21 protein-coding genes are annotated in these 17,174 nt (G+C 44.0%); 12 read left to right on the plus strand and 9 right to left on the minus strand.

The features are described 5' to 3' along the window. Positions 1 to 9: 9 nt before the first annotated feature. The 6 genes from flhB to KO533_RS17775 are packed head-to-tail and all read right to left on the minus strand — an operon-like array spanning position 10 to position 4,156. Positions 10 to 1,140 (minus strand): flagellar biosynthesis protein FlhB, encoded by a 1,131-nt coding sequence (flhB, locus tag KO533_RS17750; protein ID WP_168825897.1) that lies wholly within the window; start codon positions 1,138 to 1,140, stop codon positions 10 to 12. Then, on the minus strand, positions 1,137 to 1,916 hold the full coding sequence (fliR, locus tag KO533_RS17755) for a flagellar biosynthetic protein FliR (protein WP_198573123.1): 780 nt from the start codon (positions 1,914 to 1,916) through the stop codon (positions 1,137 to 1,139). The genes flhB and fliR overlap by 4 nt, the downstream gene beginning before the upstream one ends. Before the next feature lies 1 nt (position 1,917). Beyond that, complete coding sequence (locus KO533_RS17760; RefSeq protein WP_006083412.1) at positions 1,918 to 2,187, minus strand: flagellar biosynthetic protein FliQ; 270 nt, start codon at positions 2,185 to 2,187, stop codon at positions 1,918 to 1,920. Between the two features lie 4 nt (positions 2,188 to 2,191). Then, the gene (gene fliP, locus KO533_RS17765) at positions 2,192 to 2,926 is read right to left on the minus strand and encodes a flagellar type III secretion system pore protein FliP (RefSeq protein WP_131523383.1); all 735 of its coding nucleotides are present in this window, start codon (positions 2,924 to 2,926) and stop codon (positions 2,192 to 2,194) included. Continuing rightward, complete coding sequence (locus KO533_RS17770; protein WP_131523384.1) at positions 2,923 to 3,282, minus strand: FliM/FliN family flagellar motor switch protein; 360 nt, start codon at positions 3,280 to 3,282, stop codon at positions 2,923 to 2,925. The genes fliP and KO533_RS17770 overlap by 4 nt, the downstream gene beginning before the upstream one ends. Next, on the minus strand, positions 3,275 to 4,156 hold the full coding sequence (locus KO533_RS17775; protein ID WP_219255428.1) for a FliM/FliN family flagellar motor C-terminal domain-containing protein: 882 nt from the start codon (positions 4,154 to 4,156) through the stop codon (positions 3,275 to 3,277). Before KO533_RS17775 ends, KO533_RS17770 begins: the two co-directional genes overlap by 8 nt. Positions 4,157 to 5,194: 1,038 nt before the next feature. Here KO533_RS17775 and KO533_RS17780 point away from each other — a divergent pair. The 7 genes from KO533_RS17780 to KO533_RS17810 are packed head-to-tail and all read left to right on the plus strand — an operon-like array spanning position 5,195 to position 12,004. Beyond that, a complete protein-coding gene (locus KO533_RS17780; protein ID WP_113940835.1) occupies positions 5,195 to 6,505 on the plus strand; it encodes a sigma-54 dependent transcriptional regulator in 1,311 nt (436 codons plus the stop codon). 28 nt (positions 6,506 to 6,533) lie between these two features. Beyond that, positions 6,534 to 6,872: a flagellar hook-basal body complex protein FliE gene (gene fliE / locus KO533_RS17785; protein WP_131523386.1), complete on the plus strand. Its 339-nt coding sequence runs from the start codon at positions 6,534 to 6,536 to the stop codon at positions 6,870 to 6,872. Positions 6,873 to 6,884: 12 nt separating this feature from the next. Beyond that, positions 6,885 to 8,561: a flagellar basal-body MS-ring/collar protein FliF gene (gene fliF, locus KO533_RS17790; RefSeq protein ID WP_219255430.1), complete on the plus strand. Its 1,677-nt coding sequence runs from the start codon at positions 6,885 to 6,887 to the stop codon at positions 8,559 to 8,561. A 16-nt stretch (positions 8,562 to 8,577) separates the two neighbouring features. Then, positions 8,578 to 9,564: a flagellar motor switch protein FliG gene (locus tag KO533_RS17795; RefSeq protein ID WP_251073491.1), complete on the plus strand. Its 987-nt coding sequence runs from the start codon at positions 8,578 to 8,580 to the stop codon at positions 9,562 to 9,564. Next, a complete protein-coding gene (gene fliH / locus KO533_RS17800; RefSeq protein ID WP_113940832.1) occupies positions 9,564 to 10,274 on the plus strand; it encodes a flagellar assembly protein FliH in 711 nt (236 codons plus the stop codon). Before KO533_RS17795 ends, fliH begins: the two co-directional genes overlap by 1 nt. Further along, positions 10,252 to 11,601 (plus strand): FliI/YscN family ATPase, encoded by a 1,350-nt coding sequence (locus KO533_RS17805; RefSeq protein ID WP_113940831.1) that lies wholly within the window; start codon positions 10,252 to 10,254, stop codon positions 11,599 to 11,601. The genes fliH and KO533_RS17805 overlap by 23 nt, the downstream gene beginning before the upstream one ends. After that, entirely contained in the window at positions 11,579 to 12,004 is a 426-nt protein-coding gene (locus tag KO533_RS17810; protein ID WP_168825887.1) for a hypothetical protein, read from the plus strand. The genes KO533_RS17805 and KO533_RS17810 overlap by 23 nt, the downstream gene beginning before the upstream one ends. Before the next feature lie 85 nt (positions 12,005 to 12,089). Here the strand turns inward: KO533_RS17810 and KO533_RS17815 are convergent, their stop codons facing one another. From KO533_RS17815 to flgA, 3 genes are all read right to left on the minus strand, one after another. Next, entirely contained in the window at positions 12,090 to 12,545 is a 456-nt protein-coding gene (locus tag KO533_RS17815; RefSeq protein WP_028761850.1) for a flagellar protein FlgN, read from the minus strand. Further along, on the minus strand, positions 12,538 to 12,819 hold the full coding sequence (flgM, locus tag KO533_RS17820; RefSeq protein ID WP_113940828.1) for a flagellar biosynthesis anti-sigma factor FlgM: 282 nt from the start codon (positions 12,817 to 12,819) through the stop codon (positions 12,538 to 12,540). The genes KO533_RS17815 and flgM overlap by 8 nt, the downstream gene beginning before the upstream one ends. A gap of 100 nt (positions 12,820 to 12,919) precedes the next feature. Next, complete coding sequence (flgA, locus tag KO533_RS17825) at positions 12,920 to 13,657, minus strand: flagellar basal body P-ring formation chaperone FlgA (RefSeq protein WP_219255432.1); 738 nt, start codon at positions 13,655 to 13,657, stop codon at positions 12,920 to 12,922. A gap of 96 nt (positions 13,658 to 13,753) precedes the next feature. Between flgA and flgB the strand changes: the two genes are divergently transcribed. The 5 genes from flgB to KO533_RS17850 are packed head-to-tail and all read left to right on the plus strand — an operon-like array spanning position 13,754 to position 17,168. Then, the gene (gene flgB / locus KO533_RS17830) at positions 13,754 to 14,104 is read left to right on the plus strand and encodes a flagellar basal body rod protein FlgB (protein ID WP_168825885.1); all 351 of its coding nucleotides are present in this window, start codon (positions 13,754 to 13,756) and stop codon (positions 14,102 to 14,104) included. Positions 14,105 to 14,112: 8 nt separating this feature from the next. Next, positions 14,113 to 14,529, plus strand: coding sequence for a flagellar basal body rod protein FlgC (gene flgC, locus KO533_RS17835; RefSeq protein WP_113940825.1), 417 nt, complete (start codon positions 14,113 to 14,115; stop codon positions 14,527 to 14,529). 2 nt (positions 14,530 to 14,531) lie between these two features. Continuing rightward, complete coding sequence (locus KO533_RS17840; protein ID WP_113940824.1) at positions 14,532 to 15,194, plus strand: flagellar hook capping FlgD N-terminal domain-containing protein; 663 nt, start codon at positions 14,532 to 14,534, stop codon at positions 15,192 to 15,194. 22 nt (positions 15,195 to 15,216) lie between these two features. After that, positions 15,217 to 16,419 (plus strand): flagellar hook protein FlgE, encoded by a 1,203-nt coding sequence (gene flgE / locus KO533_RS17845; protein ID WP_113940823.1) that lies wholly within the window; start codon positions 15,217 to 15,219, stop codon positions 16,417 to 16,419. A gap of 14 nt (positions 16,420 to 16,433) precedes the next feature. Next, entirely contained in the window at positions 16,434 to 17,168 is a 735-nt protein-coding gene (locus KO533_RS17850; protein ID WP_219255433.1) for a flagellar basal body rod protein FlgF, read from the plus strand. The last annotated feature ends 6 nt before the right edge of the window (positions 17,169 to 17,174 follow it).

The raw sequence follows: 17,174 nt of genomic DNA on the forward strand, positions 1-17,174 counted from the left end.
AGCAATCCTTTAATCGTGACGTAAATTAGGGGGAATAAAAAAATGTGGTAAAGGCTCAGGTTTCTGCTGTAAGCCCTTACGAGATGCTTTTATTTGCATGACATAACTTAATACGTGCGCTATGGCGATAAAAAGGGCACTGGGTATCTGTTGATCGACTTGCGTTGAATGATAAATAGCCCGCGTGAGCGGTGGGATATCAATAATTTCAATATCATGTTTTTTAGCGAGTTCTCGCATATAGAGGGCGAGTTCTTCGGTGCCTTTAGTGATGACGTAAGGCGCATCCGCTAAGTCAGGATTGTATTTTAATGCCACGGCATAGTGAGTAGGATTAACCAAGAGAACATCCGCTTTTGGAATGGTGGTATCTGCCCGAGAGCGAGCCATTCGTTGCTGTATTTGGCGGATTTTAGCTTTAATCTCTGGCTTACCTTCTTGCTGGGTATGCTCGTCTTTGACCTCTTGGCGTGACATACGTAATTCTTTGCTGTTATGCCAATATTGGTAAGGCACATCAATAAAGGCGATCACGAGCAGCCCAGTACCAAGATAAAACATGCCTTGCGACAGTAGATTGATGCCATCACGAACCGCTTCATCAATAGGGCGTTGATTGTAGCTAAGTAGTTCTTGTAAGTGACCATTCAAGAAAACCAACATAATTCCGATCAGTAACACAATTTTTAGGCATGACTTGAGTAACTCAACAAGAGATTGAGCGGAAAATATTCTTCCGACACCGGCAAGAGGATCGATTCGACTGTACTTAAAATTAGCATTTCCAAAATTAAATATCGGCCCCCCAGGTAAGGCTCCTGCAACTGCGGCCAACAGAGCAACCATGATGAATAGTGGGCCTAAGATGCTTAGCATTTCGACTAGGCTGGCGCCAAGATGGCGCATCATGATGTCAGGTTGATCTAACTCTGCCCGCGTGAGCAGCATATTGTATTTAGCTAATCCACTGACTCTCGTCGCAAACCAATCCGCATTACTGGTCAGCATGGCAGAGCAACCAACGACCAGTGCTGCGGAGGCAAGATCTTTAGAGCGTGGAACTTGGCCTTCTTCTCTCGCTTTACGCTTTTTCTGCGGTGTAGCTTCTTCTGTTTTATCTTGTTGGGGCGTTTTACTCATGAGATCCCTCCGATAAATTGGTACATGGCAGTTAATGCGTCTAAGCACAGATTACTGTAACGAGTTGGAATGCCGCTTAACGAAAGGAAGACGCAAATCAAGCCCATCAACAAGGTCATGGGAAACCCGAGCGAGAAGATGTTTAATGACGGCGCAGCGCGGCTTAATACACCAAAAGTGATGTTAACCATTAACATGGCGAGTACTGCGGGTATGGCGAGCATCAGCGATGCAGCAAATAGCCAGCCCATTCGACTAACCAATCCCATTAGCGGTAAGTCAAAAATCCCATTTCCAATTGGCCATAAACGAAAGCTATCAACAATGATGTTGAGCCCGACTAAATGACCGTCAAGAGCCAGAAAAATCAAGGTACCAAAGATTTGTAACCATTCACTGAGAATGGGGTTGGTGTCGCCATTAGCGGGATCGTTCATCACCGCCATCGCTAGACCCATCTGCATCGACATAATAGTGCCAAGCATGGTCATCACATGGATTAAAATGGTTAAAAATAGCGCGAGGATGAATCCAATCAGTAGTTGCTCTATGGCTAAAAATAATGATCCAAGCGAGAGCGCATCGACAGCAGGAACGGGTGGCAGCATAGGTGCAATAAGCGCTGCAATACTTAAGGCAAGAAAAATTCTTACTGTTGCAGGTACATAAGAATTACCTAACAAGGGCATTATCATAAATGCCCCCATGATCCGGCAGAATGGCCACCAAAGGCTGCCGATTAACATGCTGAGTTCGGTTGAGGTGAGGGAAAGCATATCAACCGATAATATGAGGAATATTCATAAACAGCCTGTCAAATAAATCACTTAGCTGTTGTATGAGCCAATGGCCTGAAAACAGAACCATAAGTAGAGTAATGATAAGCCTTGGCAGAAAACTCAAGGTTTGTTCATTGACCTGTGTCGCAGCCTGAAATACCGCAACGATTAAGCCTAAAATGAGTCCCGGTGTCACCAACACAGAAACCATGATGATGACGAGAAACATTGAGTCAGCAAAGAGCGAGGTCAGTTCATTGATGTCCATCTAGCTACCCAAAACTTGCGGTTAAGGTGCTTACCGTCATAGCCCAACCATCGACTAATACAAAAACCATCAGTTTAAATGGGAGAGAAATAATTAACGGTGACAACATCATCATCCCCATAGACATGAGGACACTTGCGACAACCAAGTCGATAACTAAGAAAGGTAAGAAAAGTAAGAAGCCAATTTGGAAAGCTGTTTTGAGTTCACTCAGTACAAATGCGGGCATAAGGACAAAAAAGGGGACTTCCTCTGCTGCTTTCATGTGTGTGGGTTCGTTAGCTATTTTCAGCATTTGCTCAAGATCAGTTTCTCTTGTCTGCGCCAGCATAAATCGAGTTAAAGGGATTTTGGCTATTGAGACAGCCTCCATCAATTCGATCTTACCTTGGTCATAGGGCAAATAAGCTTCCTTATAAATTTTGTCTCCCACTGGGCGCATGATAAAGATAGTGAGTACTAATGCTATCCCAACAAGCACTCGGTTAGGGGGACTTTGTTGTAGTCCGAGAGCTTGTCGGAGAATTGCTAATACAATGATAATACGAGTAAAACTGGTTAGCATCATCAGCATGATGGGCAGGAAACTAATGGCCGTCATGAGCGCTAAAATTTCGAGTTTAATGTTAACTGCTTGACTGTCTTGAGCGCTATCCAGTGTGAATAAGGTCAGTCCTTCCGATGCGAGGGCTTGGGGAGCAAACAATAGAATCGCCAGTAACAATACCCGAACTATCATTCGTTACTTGTCCCATCGAGAGTAATGCTCTCTATTTCCAGCAAACGTACGCCATATCTGCCAGCCACTTCTACGACTTCGCCTCTTCCTAATAGTGCACCATTTACTCTGATATCCAGCGGCTCACCTACCATACGGTCGAGTGCGATAACATCACCTTCTCCCATACGATTTAGTTCGCCTAAAGACATTTCAGCACTGGCCAGTTCGAGAGTAACTTGAACAGGAAGTTGTTGAAAAAAATTATTATTTTTCAATTTACGGTTATGGGTGTCCGGCTTTGAAAATGCTCTCTCAGAGAAAATATCGTCCTCTAATAGAAAATCATCATCCGATAAAATAGATTGTTCAGCCAATGTCATGCTCCTCATGCTGATAAATATCTTGGGTCAATTTCGCTACCATCTGTCCTTCATGACTATGCACAGAGGCATGAAATAGCGGTGTGTTTCCGATTGATAACAAGGTTTTTGGATAGAGATTAATAGGTAAAATATCCCCAGTTTTTAATTGGCTGAGTGATTGCACCGGGATGCTATGTTGCCCTAATGTCAGCTGCATTTTTATGGGGAGACTTTTTAGCCAGACGGCTAGTTTTGCGGGTAAATCCGCAGATACTTCAGATTTCTTAGGCTGTTCGGCCAGATGCCCCAGTAAATGCTCAGTTAAGCAAAAGAGCATTGGAGGGGTTAGTGGGCCATTGGTAAAATTGAACGACCATACTGCCGATACTGCGAGTGGCATATGGCCTTTTATGAGCTCAACTTCAAGATTATTGGTTTCGATCGTGCTATTAGGTAGCTCCTCCACTACGGAAAGTAGCAACTTTTTGGCTAACCTAAATTCAGATTGGCTGGGGTTTCTCAAAGGAGAACTTAATGGTGTTGAGGTATTACCGTAATAATTACTTGCCAATTGATCGAGCGTGCAGCGATCAATTCTCCAATAACCGAGGGTATTTTGATGATGTTTTAATACAAACCATGAATAGCAATGTTCTGGAACGACAGGTGTTCTAGATTCTGTTAACGTTGACCCCGAAACAGCGGGATGACCCTGTCTTAGTAGCGGAGATAGGATATTATTTATGGCATCGATAAGTGGACGATGTAGCTTTTCTAGCTGTTGCAATAATCGCGTTCTCGCTAGCTTTTCTTGAACTAGCATAATAGGTCTAATTATTTCATTGGAATTTGATTTTATAAGCCTAGCTTTCGCCGTCGTCTTCATTGTTCTTCCTATTAAACGTGTTTTTACTACTAGAATGCTGCTTGGCTACCTCCGTGATTCAGTTGGCGCATAAAAAACATACACAAACAGAGTGCCTAAATATTTATTTCTTTATCGTTAAGGATTAATGAATTTCTTAAAACAGTTAAGCGTTGAACTTTAGGTTCGACTCTGTTTTAAACGACGAGGATGATAAGTTAATAAGGCTTAAGTATTCAATAATAATTATAAGAAATGCTGAAATATATGTGAATAGAATTGTAGGGTAAAGTTGGTTGTGAACAAAATGTTTGTTTTGAGATTGTGTAAGAAGATATTAATGCTTTAGGTTTTGCATTTTCGCGTCAATAAAAAGGCGGTTAGATATTATTTTGACATTTGTCGATATTTTGGCGGGCAATATTTATGTCAGCATTTACATATTGATTATTAATGATGATATTGTGTTGCAAATCTGTTTGTCTTTGATTTTCATTGTTTTTTGTGCGCTATGGTTTGTGATTTATTTAATATTAAACATTGGCGGTTAAATTTTTTCACTATTTTAAAAGTATCGATGGTGCATTTTTATCATTGTCATATATTATTTTACAAATATATTTGGTATAAGTCAGTCCTAAGTTATATGCATCACTTTTTTGCGGTTTTTCTTTTAGACCTTTCATGGTTGATAGCAATTGATTCATATAATTCGGTGATACCTTAAACTTTGTTGCTGGTCACATTTCTTATCGATGATTGCACTAGAACACGTTTTAACCTTATTTAGTTGAGGGCATATCCTTAGCCATTGTCAATGTGGATACTCATTGTGTGTAGTTCTCTATCGCTGGCTTTGATATTACATGCGGAAATATATCTTCCGCATTCAGCTTCCGCATTTGTTTTTACTGTTCTTAATGGCTTGAGTTATTTATTGCTCATTCATCTAGATGGATAAGTAAGTAGTAATAGATTTTATATACACTCAAACACAAAGACTTATAGGTCTAAATTAAGGTGTTATTTAATGTACTGTAAACGAAAGGGAGTTAGTGAGTGGGTGGCCTAAGTATACGGATTGAAGGGTTAAACATATCTGCGGAACTTGCATGCAAAATAACACATGAGGATTTTTATCTGTGGAGTGATGCAATGGAATTACCTTGGCTCACTATCGTTAACTTATCGGATTGTAGTCCTTGTGATGTGAAGTCCTATCTTGCCCGTTTTCCTGGCCGTAATATCGTCGCCTTATTAGCACCAGAGCAAGGTGAGTTGGCAGCCGCAGCAATGCGAGCTGGCGTACAGGATTATCTATTAATTCCCGTAGAAACTGAGCAGTTACTTGCCTCCATTCAACGATTACACCGTTTAGAGTTACCTGATTCTAGTTTGGTTGTCGCGGCTTCTGTTAGTCGACAATTGTTGATGTTGGCCCATCGCGCCGCAACCACTGAGGCCAGTGTTTTATTATTGGGTGAAAGTGGTACTGGTAAAGAACCGCTTGCTCGTTATATTCATCGCCACTCCTCCCGTTCACATAAGCCTTTCGTTGCGATTAACTGCGCTGCCATCCCTGAAAGTATTCTAGAGTCCGTTCTCTTTGGGCATGTCAAAGGTGCCTTCACTGGTGCCATTTGTGATAAGGCAGGAAAATTTGAGCAGGCCAATGGCGGTACTTTATTACTCGATGAAATTGGTGAAATGCCCTTGCCGTTACAGGCGAAGTTACTTCGGGTGCTACAGGAGCGTGAAGTCGAAAGACTTGGTGGCCAGCATGTTATACCACTGGATATCAGAGTCATTGCCTCTACCAATCGCGACTTAAGACAAGCCGTGGAGTTTGGACATTTTAGGGAGGACTTGTTCTATCGATTAGATGTTTTACCTCTGAAAATTAAGCCTTTAAGAGAACGAAAGGCTGACATCCTGCCTCTAGCTGAACATTTCTTAAATTTATATGGCCAATCTGATTGCTCAAGTCGCTGTTATTTCAGTGAGCACGCAAGACAAGTGCTCGTTAACTATGATTGGCCCGGAAATGTAAGAGAGCTAGAAAATTGTATTCAACGTGCATTAGTGATGCGTAGAGGTCAGGCGATTCAAGTTGCGGAACTCGGGTTAAACATTCAAGAAGAGATGCTTGAGTTGGAGCCTTTAGGCGCCTCAGATGGGCTTAAAGCGTCAAAACAACAGGCAGAGTTTCAATATATTATTGATGTACTTAAACGTTTTAATGGACAACGCACGTTAAGTGCAGAGGCGCTAGGGATGACGACTAGAGCCTTAAGATATCGCCTCGTACAAATGCGGGAAGCGGGTATAGATATCGAAATGTTATTAGAGCAAGCGGGTCGAGCAGCTTAGAGCAATCAAAAAGTAATAGGAATGGAATATGTCTAGTGGAGCGATTGTTAGCTCAAATATGTTAATGGAAACCTTAAACATTCATCGTGAAGTGGCTAAAGGGGCGATCAACATCACTTCAAATCCTGCCGATAATGGTATGGCTTATGGGTCATTCACTGACTTGATTAAGAGTAAAGTTTCTGCCGTTAACCAAGATCAGAACCAATCCTCTATGGCGATGGCGGCTGTCGATAGTGGAAAAAGCGATGATCTCGTCGGTGCTATGGTGGCTTCGCAAAAGGCCAGTTTGTCCTTTGCGACTATGCTCCAAATTCGTAATCGTCTTGTGCAAGCATTTGACGATGTAATGAAGATGCCTATTTAAGGAATTGTGTGAATGTCTACCACTTTTGTTCAATCAGGTCAGGATATTACCGGGACTGAATCTTCGTCAGGATTCATTGCTGGCATGACCCAAAAATGGCATCGTTTTAACCGTGGTGATCGTCAAGTTATCGCCTTAGCTTTACTTGCGGTGGTTGTCGCCAGTGTCATAGTGTTGATGTTATGGACTGCTACTGCAGGGTATCGACCTTTATATGGCAGCCAAGAAAATGTCGATACCTCTCAAGTGTTAAATGTCTTGGATGCAGAAGGCATTGATTATCGCCTCGAGGCAAATACTGGGGCAGTCCTCGTTGCAGAAGAGCAAGTCGGTAATGCGCGTATGCTTTTGGCCGCAAAAGGGGTAAAAGCGAAAGTACCTTCGGGTATGGAGGCACTCGACAATACCGCGCTCGGTACGAGCCAATTTATGGAACAAGCTAAGTATCGCCATAGTTTAGAAGGTGAATTAGCTCGCACTATCATGTCGTTAAAGTCGGTCCGTGCCGCAAGAGTTCATTTGGCGATACCTAAACAAACTTTGTTTATCCGTCAGGAGCCTGAACTGCCGACGGCTTCCGTCATGCTGCAGCTAGACCCGAATACTCGACTCTCTGAAACACAAGTTGAGGCTATTGTTAATTTGGTTGCTGGCAGTGTGACTGGACTAACGGCCAGTAATATCAAAGTTGTCGATCAAGATGGTCGATATTTAAGTGAGAACATTTCAGGCAATCAAGACCTTAGCCAGTCTAGAAACAAGCAGTTACAGTACACGCGTGAACTTGAGAATAGCTTAGTGGCTAATGCCGCCTCTATGCTCGAGCCTGTGCTTGGTCAAGATAATTTCCAAGTGCGGGTGACTGCAAAAGTAAACTTCAATCAGGTGGAAGAAACTAAGGAGTCACTCGATCCGCAAAATGTCGTGACTCAAGAGCGTACGAGTGTCGATGATTCAAGTAATAGTATTGCCGCGGGAATTCCCGGAGCTTTAAGTAATAAGCCACCCCAAGCAGGCAAAGAGGCGACGAATGATAAGACCCGTAATTTGAAGCAGGAAGAAAGTCGTCAATATGACGTTGGTCGTTCTGTGCGTCATGTTCGTTATCAACAAATGCAGCTCGAAAACCTCTCAGTTTCAGTGCTTATTAATAGTGCTACGGGTCAAGGAGCATTTAATGAAGAGGCTCAACTGGTTAAGTTTGGCAATATGGTTAAGGATGCTATCGGCTTTTCGGCGGCGAGAGGTGATAGTTTTACCATTAATGCCTTTGAGTTTACCCCAACCGTCGCTGCCGAATTTACGCCGTCACCTTGGTGGCAATCAGAAAATTATCAAGCCTATTTACGCTACATCATAGGCGGTATCCTTGGCTTTGGACTTATTTTGTTCGTATTAAGGCCGCTGGTTAAGCACTTGACCCGAACCGCTCAAATTACCGCGCCTAGAATTGAGCCCGTTGCATTAAGTGCCGCTTCCGCTGCTGCACTCGATGGGCATTCCGCCGATACTTTACCAAATCAAGCACATCAGTTACCGAGTGCCGACTGGCTAGGCAGTCAAGGTTTACCCGAGCCCGGCTCACCTTTGACCGTTAAAATGGAGCATTTAGCCTTGCTCGCAAACAAAGAACCCGCGCGTGTTGCAGAAGTGATAGCTCATTGGATAGGCGATAAAGACGGTGAATAATTCAATCGAAATTAAGATGGACAATTACGCCCAAGCGGCCATGTTATTACTGAGTATGGGAGAAGAAGGTGCTGCCATGGTCATGGCGCATTTGGATCGTAACGATGTGCAACACTTAAGCCATAAAATGGCGCGGTTATCGAGTATTACCCAGCAAGAAGCCGAGGCAGTACTCAGCCGTTTTTTCCAACGCTATAAAGAACAATCGGGTATCGCCAGAGCCTCACGGTCCTATTTGCAAAAGACGCTCGATATCGCTTTGGGAGACAGAGTCTCTAAAAGTCTTATCGATAGTATTTATGGTGATGAGATTAAAGTGCTCGTTAAGCGTCTCGAATGGGTTGACCCACAATTACTTGCCCGTGAAATCACCCATGAGCACTGCCAGTTGCAAGCGGTATTGTTGGGATTATTACCACCAGAAAGTGCCGCTAAAATCTTAAAAATGTTGCCCACTGATAGCCAAGATGAGGTGCTCGTTCGTATCGCGCAACTTGGCGAATTGGATCGTAACGTTGTTGAGGAACTGCGAGAACTGGTTGAGCGTTGTATGTTGATGGCAATGGAGAAAAGTCACACGCAAGTGGCGGGTGTCAAACAGGTTGCCGATATCCTCAATCGCTTCGAAGGTGACAGAGAACAACTGATGGAAATGATCAAACTCCATGATAAGCAGATGGCGATCGATGTCACCGATAATATGTTTGACTTCATTATTCTTGGGCGACAAAAGCAAGAAACGTTGCAGACCTTATTAGGACAAGTACCTTCTGAAACCTTATCGTTAGCATTAAAAGGCATTGATTTTGAATTAAAAGATGCCTTGCTCAATGCCTTGCCTAAACGTATGTCGTCAGCGATTGAAACACAAATAGAAGCGTTAGGTGGTGTACCTGTTAGCCGAGCGAGTGGGGCGCGTAAAGAGATAATGGAACTGGCGAAGCAATTAATGCAAGAAGGTGAAATTGAATTGCAGCTATTTGAAGAACAGGTCGTTGTTTAATGGAAAACAAGCATTCTCGTTGGCGTCTAAATACCAATCTCGCTCGTCGTTATCGTTTTCCCGCATTACACGATGCGGTTGAATCAAATTCCGATGCGGGCAGTGATTTTCAAAGTTATCAACAAGCATTCGATGAGGGTTATGACGAAGGTGTTATTCAAGGTAAGAGTGCGGGTTATGAGGCTGGCATAGAAGAAGGGCGCATTGCTGGACATGCAGCTGGTTTTCATCAAGGTCGGTTAGATGGGCAGTCAGCGGGTAGAGCATCCATCGATGAGCAGCTCAACAGTTTACTCGTACCGCTAGGTGCCTTGAGAGAACTACTCGAAGACGGTCATGCAAAGCAGGTTCGTGAACAGCAAAATTTGATCCTTGAGTTAGTACGCCGAGTGTCACAACAAGTGATCCGCTGCGAGCTAACCCTGCAGCCACAACAAATACTTAAACTCGTTGAAGAAACCTTGAGTGCGTTGCCCGATGATCAAGCGGATATCAAAATCCATTTAGAGCCGAGTGCCGTGACTAAATTAAAAGAGCTCTCGGAAGATAAAATCCGTGGCTGGAATCTCATCGCTGATAGCAGTATTTCAGCGGGCAGTTGTCGAATTGTGAGTGATAAATCCGATGCAGATGCTTCAGTCGAGACACGACTCGATGCTTGCATGAAGCAGGTTGAAACCAAGTTGAATGAGGCTGAGATTGGAGTCTGATGTATTTCATGACGATTGGCCTCAGGTTCCAGTTGCAAGGGTTTATGGACGTCTCATTCGAGTCAATGGTCTATTGCTTGAGGCTGTTGGCTGTCAGCTTGGCATGGGGGATCGTTGCCAGATTGAAGGGCGAAATGGTCGTTTAATTGAGGCTGAAGTCGTTGGCTTTCATCGGGACGTATTGTGCCTTATGCCGATTGAGCCTACACAGGGCTTGATGCCAGGTGCCAGAGTGCTGCCTATTACGGATGAGCAAACAATTGCTATTGGTGATGGTTTGCTTGGCAGGGTGCTTGATGGACTTGGACAGCCACTCGACTTACTGGGCGATTTAACCGGTGTTTCACAAGTCCCGCAATCTCACACGAGTTACAACCCTTTGCTGCGCCAGCCTATTCGGCAGCCGCTAGATGTCGGTATTCGCGCTATCAATAGTTTGTTGCCCATTGGTAGAGGCCAGCGACTCGGGCTCTTTGCGGGCTCTGGTGTGGGTAAGAGTGTGTTATTAGGCATGATGACTCGTTTTACTGAAGCAGATGTCGTGGTGGTTGGCTTAATTGGTGAGCGTGGCCGTGAGGTCAGGGAGTTTATTGAAGAAACACTCGGTGAAGAAGGGCGTAAACGGGCTGTGATTATTGCAGCCCCTGCAGATACCACACCGCTGATGCGATTACGTGCAATGCGGTTATCCCACTCCATTGCCTGTGCTTTTAGGGATCAGGGCAAGCAAGTACTGTTATTAGTAGATTCATTGACTCGTTATGCTCAGGCACAGCGTGAAATCGCCTTGAGTTTAGGTGAGCCTCCAGCAACCAAAGGCTATCCGCCATCGGCATTTGCACAGTTACCTAGACTGGTGGAAATGGCGGGCAATGGTGAACATCCGACGGGAACGCTAACCGCGTTTTATACCGTATTGGCCGAGGGCGATGATCAGCAGGATCCTGTTGCAGATGCAGCGAGAGCTATTTTAGATGGCCATATAGTGCTAAGTCGTAAATTGGCCGAGCAAGGACATTTCCCTGCGATTGATCTTAATGCGTCTGTGAGCCGCTTAGCCATGCACATAGCGACCTCTAGCAGTATTGAACAGAGTCAGATCTTTAGACATCTTTTGAGTCGTTACAATGAGGTCAGAGACTTATTACCTTTAGGTGGGTACCAAGCGGGCCAAGATCCTGAAATGGATCTTGCTGTGCGAGTGTATCCAGAAATGGCACGATTTTTACGCCAGACTACACACAGTAAAGTCAATTTGGCTGAAAGTTTAGTGCAATTGGAACAGTTGATGGGAGTTATGGGATATGAGCCAGCGTCATCTCTCTAAGTTACGTGTTCAAGCTGAAAAGAAATTAGCGCAGCTAGGGCAAAAACGCGATGATTCCAGCCTAAGCGTTCAACTAAATCAACAACAAAATCAAGCCTTAGCCCAAATGATATTGACTTATCGTGGTGCGAAAGAGGGCTCAAATGTTTTGCTCTGGCAAAATTCCGCAAGTATGGCGCAAGTGTTAGAGCCTATGCGGGTGAAGTTAGCTCAAAAGGAGGTTTTTCTACAACAGGAACAACTGCGCATTGATCGCCTATGGCGTAAGCAATTAGGGCGTCAGCAAGGTTTGAAGTGGCTTGAAAAACAAACACATATACAAGAACAAGCACAAGTGGCACGTCGTGAACAGGCTGTTGTTGATGATATGGCGGGTTTCTATTACAAGAATAAAGGCCAATAAGCGCTGTGTCATTACAGCTGAGAGCCACCTTTTAAACTATGTCCCATTAGCGAGGGCTTTGGTAACTCTCAATAATTCAGTTTGATTAGCGTTTGGCACCGTAATCAATTTCATGGTGTTGGCCATCTTGATTCAGGATACGGTTAATCGTCTCTTGCTGTATTACTAGCAATCTGCCGTTGGTTTCATTGGCTGTTTGGCTATCTTTCACTAACAGCTGCAAGTTGTCCCATGACATTTTTATTTGCGGTCTTAGGTGATCAGGTAGCGCCGTGATTAAGCGTCTCATGCCACTATTGTCACTATTAAAACCTAGTGTCGCGAGATTTTCGCTTCGCTGTTTGGCTCTCAAAGCTAACTTGTTACACAGTGCAGTTTGACGCTCGTTATGGGCTAAGAGCGCATCATTATCCCTGCGTTGCATTAATTCACGTTGGTGCTTAAGCATTGATTTTAATTGACTATATCCCTCAAGATCTTGACGAATATCGCGAATTAAACTTTGAACAAGTTCGCGCTTATTTACTTGACTATTATCCATGCTGTATCAATATCTTATCTGCAATTTTATCTAAGCTCAGCTCAAAGCTGCCATTACTTAAAGCCTGACGTATAGCAGCAACTTTATCTGTGTCAACGTCGGAGATGGTATGTAACTCTTTCTGGGTTTGTTCTAACAATTGCCAGTCGTGACTAATATCTTGTCGTGTTGGCGTTGATAGATTTTCTGATTCAACGGGCTTTCTGGGCGTATTAGCGCTCTTACTCGTGCTGAACTCAGTGCTCAAGGCACTACTAATTTTATTAATTTCCATAGATGTTCATCGTCATAAATGGCTAGATATTAGATATAGGCGACCTAAATAGGATAAATCTAAAATAAATTTTTAAATTTATCCTCAGGTGACCTGAATGTTAAAAACGGGTTTCAACTCTCCCCTTAGCTATGGGGTAGGCGGTAATGATTTTCCCTGAACTACTATTCCTCACTCTAATGGCATCACCTTGTTTACCCGCATCCATAGCAATCCCAATCATATTGGCATAAAAGGTGGCACTGACTGCTTCAATAATCACTTCATCTCCTATGCTCACGAGTTCTGGTGCACTTAAATTGCTTGCTCTTATGGGTTTGTTTTTGATTATTTTTCTGGCAACCGCTTGCCCTAAAATGTGTTTTTCATCAGTAATAATGTCTTGATCTGACGCAGTTAAGGGCAGCATTTGCCATTGTAGATTTTCTGATGTGACAACTTCATCTCTCTTAAGCGTTTTGTTGGCAACAGGAATGTAGGCGCTGAGAGCAACCTTGGCCCGAACATAGAGTGACCAGCCTTCAGAGGCACAGCTTATTTTTCGTTGGATCCGACCGAATGGGAGCCCTTTAGCAGCCTCGACTTGGAGCGCCGTGCTACACGTTTTTAGCTTGGCTGTGCTGGAAGGAATGTGCAGTGTGATTTTTTTGCTGACTTTTTTGATCTCTTGCGATTGTTGCCACTTAGCTATCTCTGCGGCTACGGAGTTTGTCATTTGCTGAGATATTTGTTCTGTCGCCGTGATCTTCCCTTTCGCGTGCACATTGAGCGGAAGTAACCCTATGCTCAGTAAGAAAGTGAGGGAAAAGAACTTTCCGTATATCAATAGCAATTTCATTTAACCAACTGTTTTATATGAATAAGTATATTGGCATGCTAATTGTAAGCTGCTCGACCATCTAAATTAATTACGCATACAGTACTAGGAGTTGAGATGGCTATCAACCTTGATAAAGCATTAGGAATACATCCTCAGACACTCGATTTTAGAGTGGAGAGAAGCAAGGTATTAGCGAGTAATTTAATCAATGCCGAAACTCCGGGGTACAAAGCGAGAGATTTGGATTTCAAAGCGGCCATGAAGCAAGTTGAAGCAGGCATGCAGATGAATCAAGAGTACAACCTCGCTTATCGCATGCCTTATCAAAATTCTGCCGATGATAATACCGTGGAACTCGGTAAGGAACAGGCAAGATATTCACAGAATGCGATGGATTATCAAACGAGTTTGACATTTTTAAACATGAAAATAGCCGGTCTAAAGTCTGCTATTGAAGGTCGTTAGGAGCCTGTATGTCATTTGGCGATATTTATCAAATAGCGGGTGCTGGCATGAATGCTCAGACCATACGTTTAAATACAGTCGCGAGTAACTTAGCTAACGCTGGAACTGCCGCCGAAAACCCTGAGTCGGCCTATCGAGCATTAAAACCCGTATTTGCGACTATTTACGATGCGACTCAACAAGGTGCGATTGGTGCTTCGATTGAAGTGAGTGACATAGTCCAAGCGGATGCCCCATTGGATATGCGTTATGAGCCGAATCATCCCTTTGCCAATGAACAAGGCTATGTTGCTTACTCTAATGTGAACACGATTGAAGAAATGGCTGACATGATGGCGGCAAGTCGTTCATTTGAAACCAGTGTTGAAATCATGAATCGTGCGCGTTCTATGCAGCAAGGTTTATTGCAACTAGGGAATAAATAGCAATGGAATTGGCTCGCTCTGGTAACAACTCGATTCAGAATCCTGCAGGTGCATTAGCGGCACCAGGGAATGATGCTGCGTCATTAAAGAATGAATTTATGACCTTAATGATCGCGCAAATCAAGAATCAAGATCCCACTAAACCGCTTAACAGTGCTGAGTATATCTCTCAATTAGCGCAGTTTTCGCAGGTCGAAAGCTTAGAGGGAATGCGGAAGAATCAATCAAGCCAAATGGTCATGATGGAAAATTTGGGCATAGTACAGTCGGCATCTTTGATTGGTAAGAATGCCATGGTGCCTGTGTCTGAGTTTCAGCTCGATGGTGAAGCGGTTGAAGGCAAAGTGTATTTAGAGAATGCAGCTGAAGGCTTAGATCTTGAAATTATCGATGCACAAGGTCAGGTCGTTAGCACTATTCAACTCGGTGCTCAGGATGTTGGCGATGTTCGGTTCTCTATTGATCCTGCTGAGCTGGGGTTGTCTGCAGGCCAATATGAAATCAAAGCTAAGGCGACACTAGGTGAAAATAGTTTAGTTGCGCCAACGTATATTAAGGCACCGATTGAGAGAATCCATTTCTCCAGTGCATCCGGCATGATGATGGCTGAAATGGGCCATGGTGTTGGTGTTGTTTCTGTGCTCAATATTTCTGAAGTTTCGTAAATTATTTTTATAGGATATTAAGATGTCATTTAACATAGCTTTAAGTGGTTTACAGGCGACAACTCAAGACCTCAACACTATCAGTAATAACATTGCTAACGCATCAACGAGTGGTTTTCGCGGTGGCCGTAGTGAATTTGCATCAATTTATAATGGTGGTCAGGCGGGTGGCGTTGGCGTGATGTCAACGAGCCAAAACTTCTCTAAAGGTGGCAGCTTAACTTATACCGGGCGTCAGCTTGATATGGGGATCCAAGGCGAAGGCTTTTTTGTTCTCAAGGGGAATGATGGCGGCGCCATGTATGCTAGAGCTGGGATGTTCCATAAGGACAATCAAGGCTTTATAACCGATCCAGTCGGTAATCGTTTACAGGGATATTCTGTGAATGCGACGGGAAGATTGCAAACAGGTAATGCGGGTGATTTACAGGTACAAACGGCTTCTTTAGCGGCCAAAGCCACAACGAATGTCAGCATGGTTTCAAATCTCGATGCGAGAGTCGATGTTATTCCTCCAGCTGTCCCAGCCGTGCCATTTGATCCTAAAAATATTGATAGTTATCACTCTATTGGTACCACCAGTGTCTACGACTCTTTGGGTACAGAGCATGTGGTGACTCAGTATTATGTAAAAACAGCGCCGAATGAATGGACGGTTAATTACACCTTGGATGGGACTCTTCTGCCAGACCAAACAACATTAAAATTTGATTCAAAAGGCATTTTAGATCCAACTACGACAAAGGATACCTTCGACCTTACATTGGGTAATGGGGCATCACCGCTTAAATTTGATATCAATTTTGATAAAAGCACTCAGTATGCCGCCAAATATAACAACTCCAGCTTATCTCAAGACGGTTACACCTCGGGTGAATTGAAAGGTGTGCGTCTGGATGACAATGGCATGTTGTATGGCACTTATACTAACGGCCAAGATCAATTACAGGGTCAGGTCGTCCTCGCAAACTTTAGTAATCCCAATGGTTTATCTGCCGTGAGTAACAATGCTTGGGTGGCTACAAATACCGCTGGGCAAGCGATTATGGGGGCGCCATCTACAGGCACTATGGGCACTGTAACGGGGGGGTATTTAGAGGGCTCGAATGTGGATACGACCGCTGAAATGGTTAACCTCATGTCGGCACAACGTAATTATCAATCTAACGCCAAAGTTCTCGATGTGAACTCGACTATGCAACAAGCATTACTTAATGCCATTTAAGAAGAGACACTGATATGGAGAAGATGCTTTATACCGCCGCCAGTGGTGCAGTTCGTATTCTTGAGGCGCAAAGTATTCGCGCGAATAACTTGGCTAACGCTGAAACCGCAGGGTTTAAAGCCGATCTTGAGCGCGTGAATGCCGTGCCTTTAGCTGCCCAAGGCAATAGTTTGAATACAAGAGTCATGGCACAGACTGAGAGTAGTGGTTTTAGCCAGCAAAGTGGGGTGATCAATCCTACGGGCCGTTCATTGGATTTAGCGATCCGCGATCGTGGCTTGTTCAGTGTGGCTGTTGACGGTGTTGAAGCATACACCCGTTCAGGTGCAATTGAGACCAATGCCGAGGGGCAACTGACTATCGATGGCCGACCTGTATTAGGCGTTGATGGGCTGATAGCGTTGCCTGAGCATAAAGATGTCTTTGTGGGTGAAGACGGCACAGTCAGTGTTTTACCCTCTGAAGGCGGGATCATTGAGGAAGTGGGCCGATTAAAGCTAGTGAATCCTGACTTTGCCTTAATGCAAAAGGGGCAAGATGGGTTGCTCTATCGTCGTGATGGCCAAGCAGTGCCACAAGATGAAGGTGTGTTAGTGGATAGTGGCTTCCTTGAGTCGAGTAACGTGCAGGCCGTGTCAGAGCTTATTGCATCTATGGATTTGAGTCGTCAATTTGAGATTCAAGTTAAGTTAATGAAAAGTGCAGAAAAGCTAGCCGAGGCTGGTAATCGTCTGCTGGGCAATGTTTAAGGATTA

It is taken from the genome of Shewanella sp. NKUCC05_KAH (assembly GCF_019345585.1).
GTDB classification, from domain to species: Bacteria; Pseudomonadota; Gammaproteobacteria; order Enterobacterales; family Shewanellaceae; genus Shewanella; species Shewanella oncorhynchi.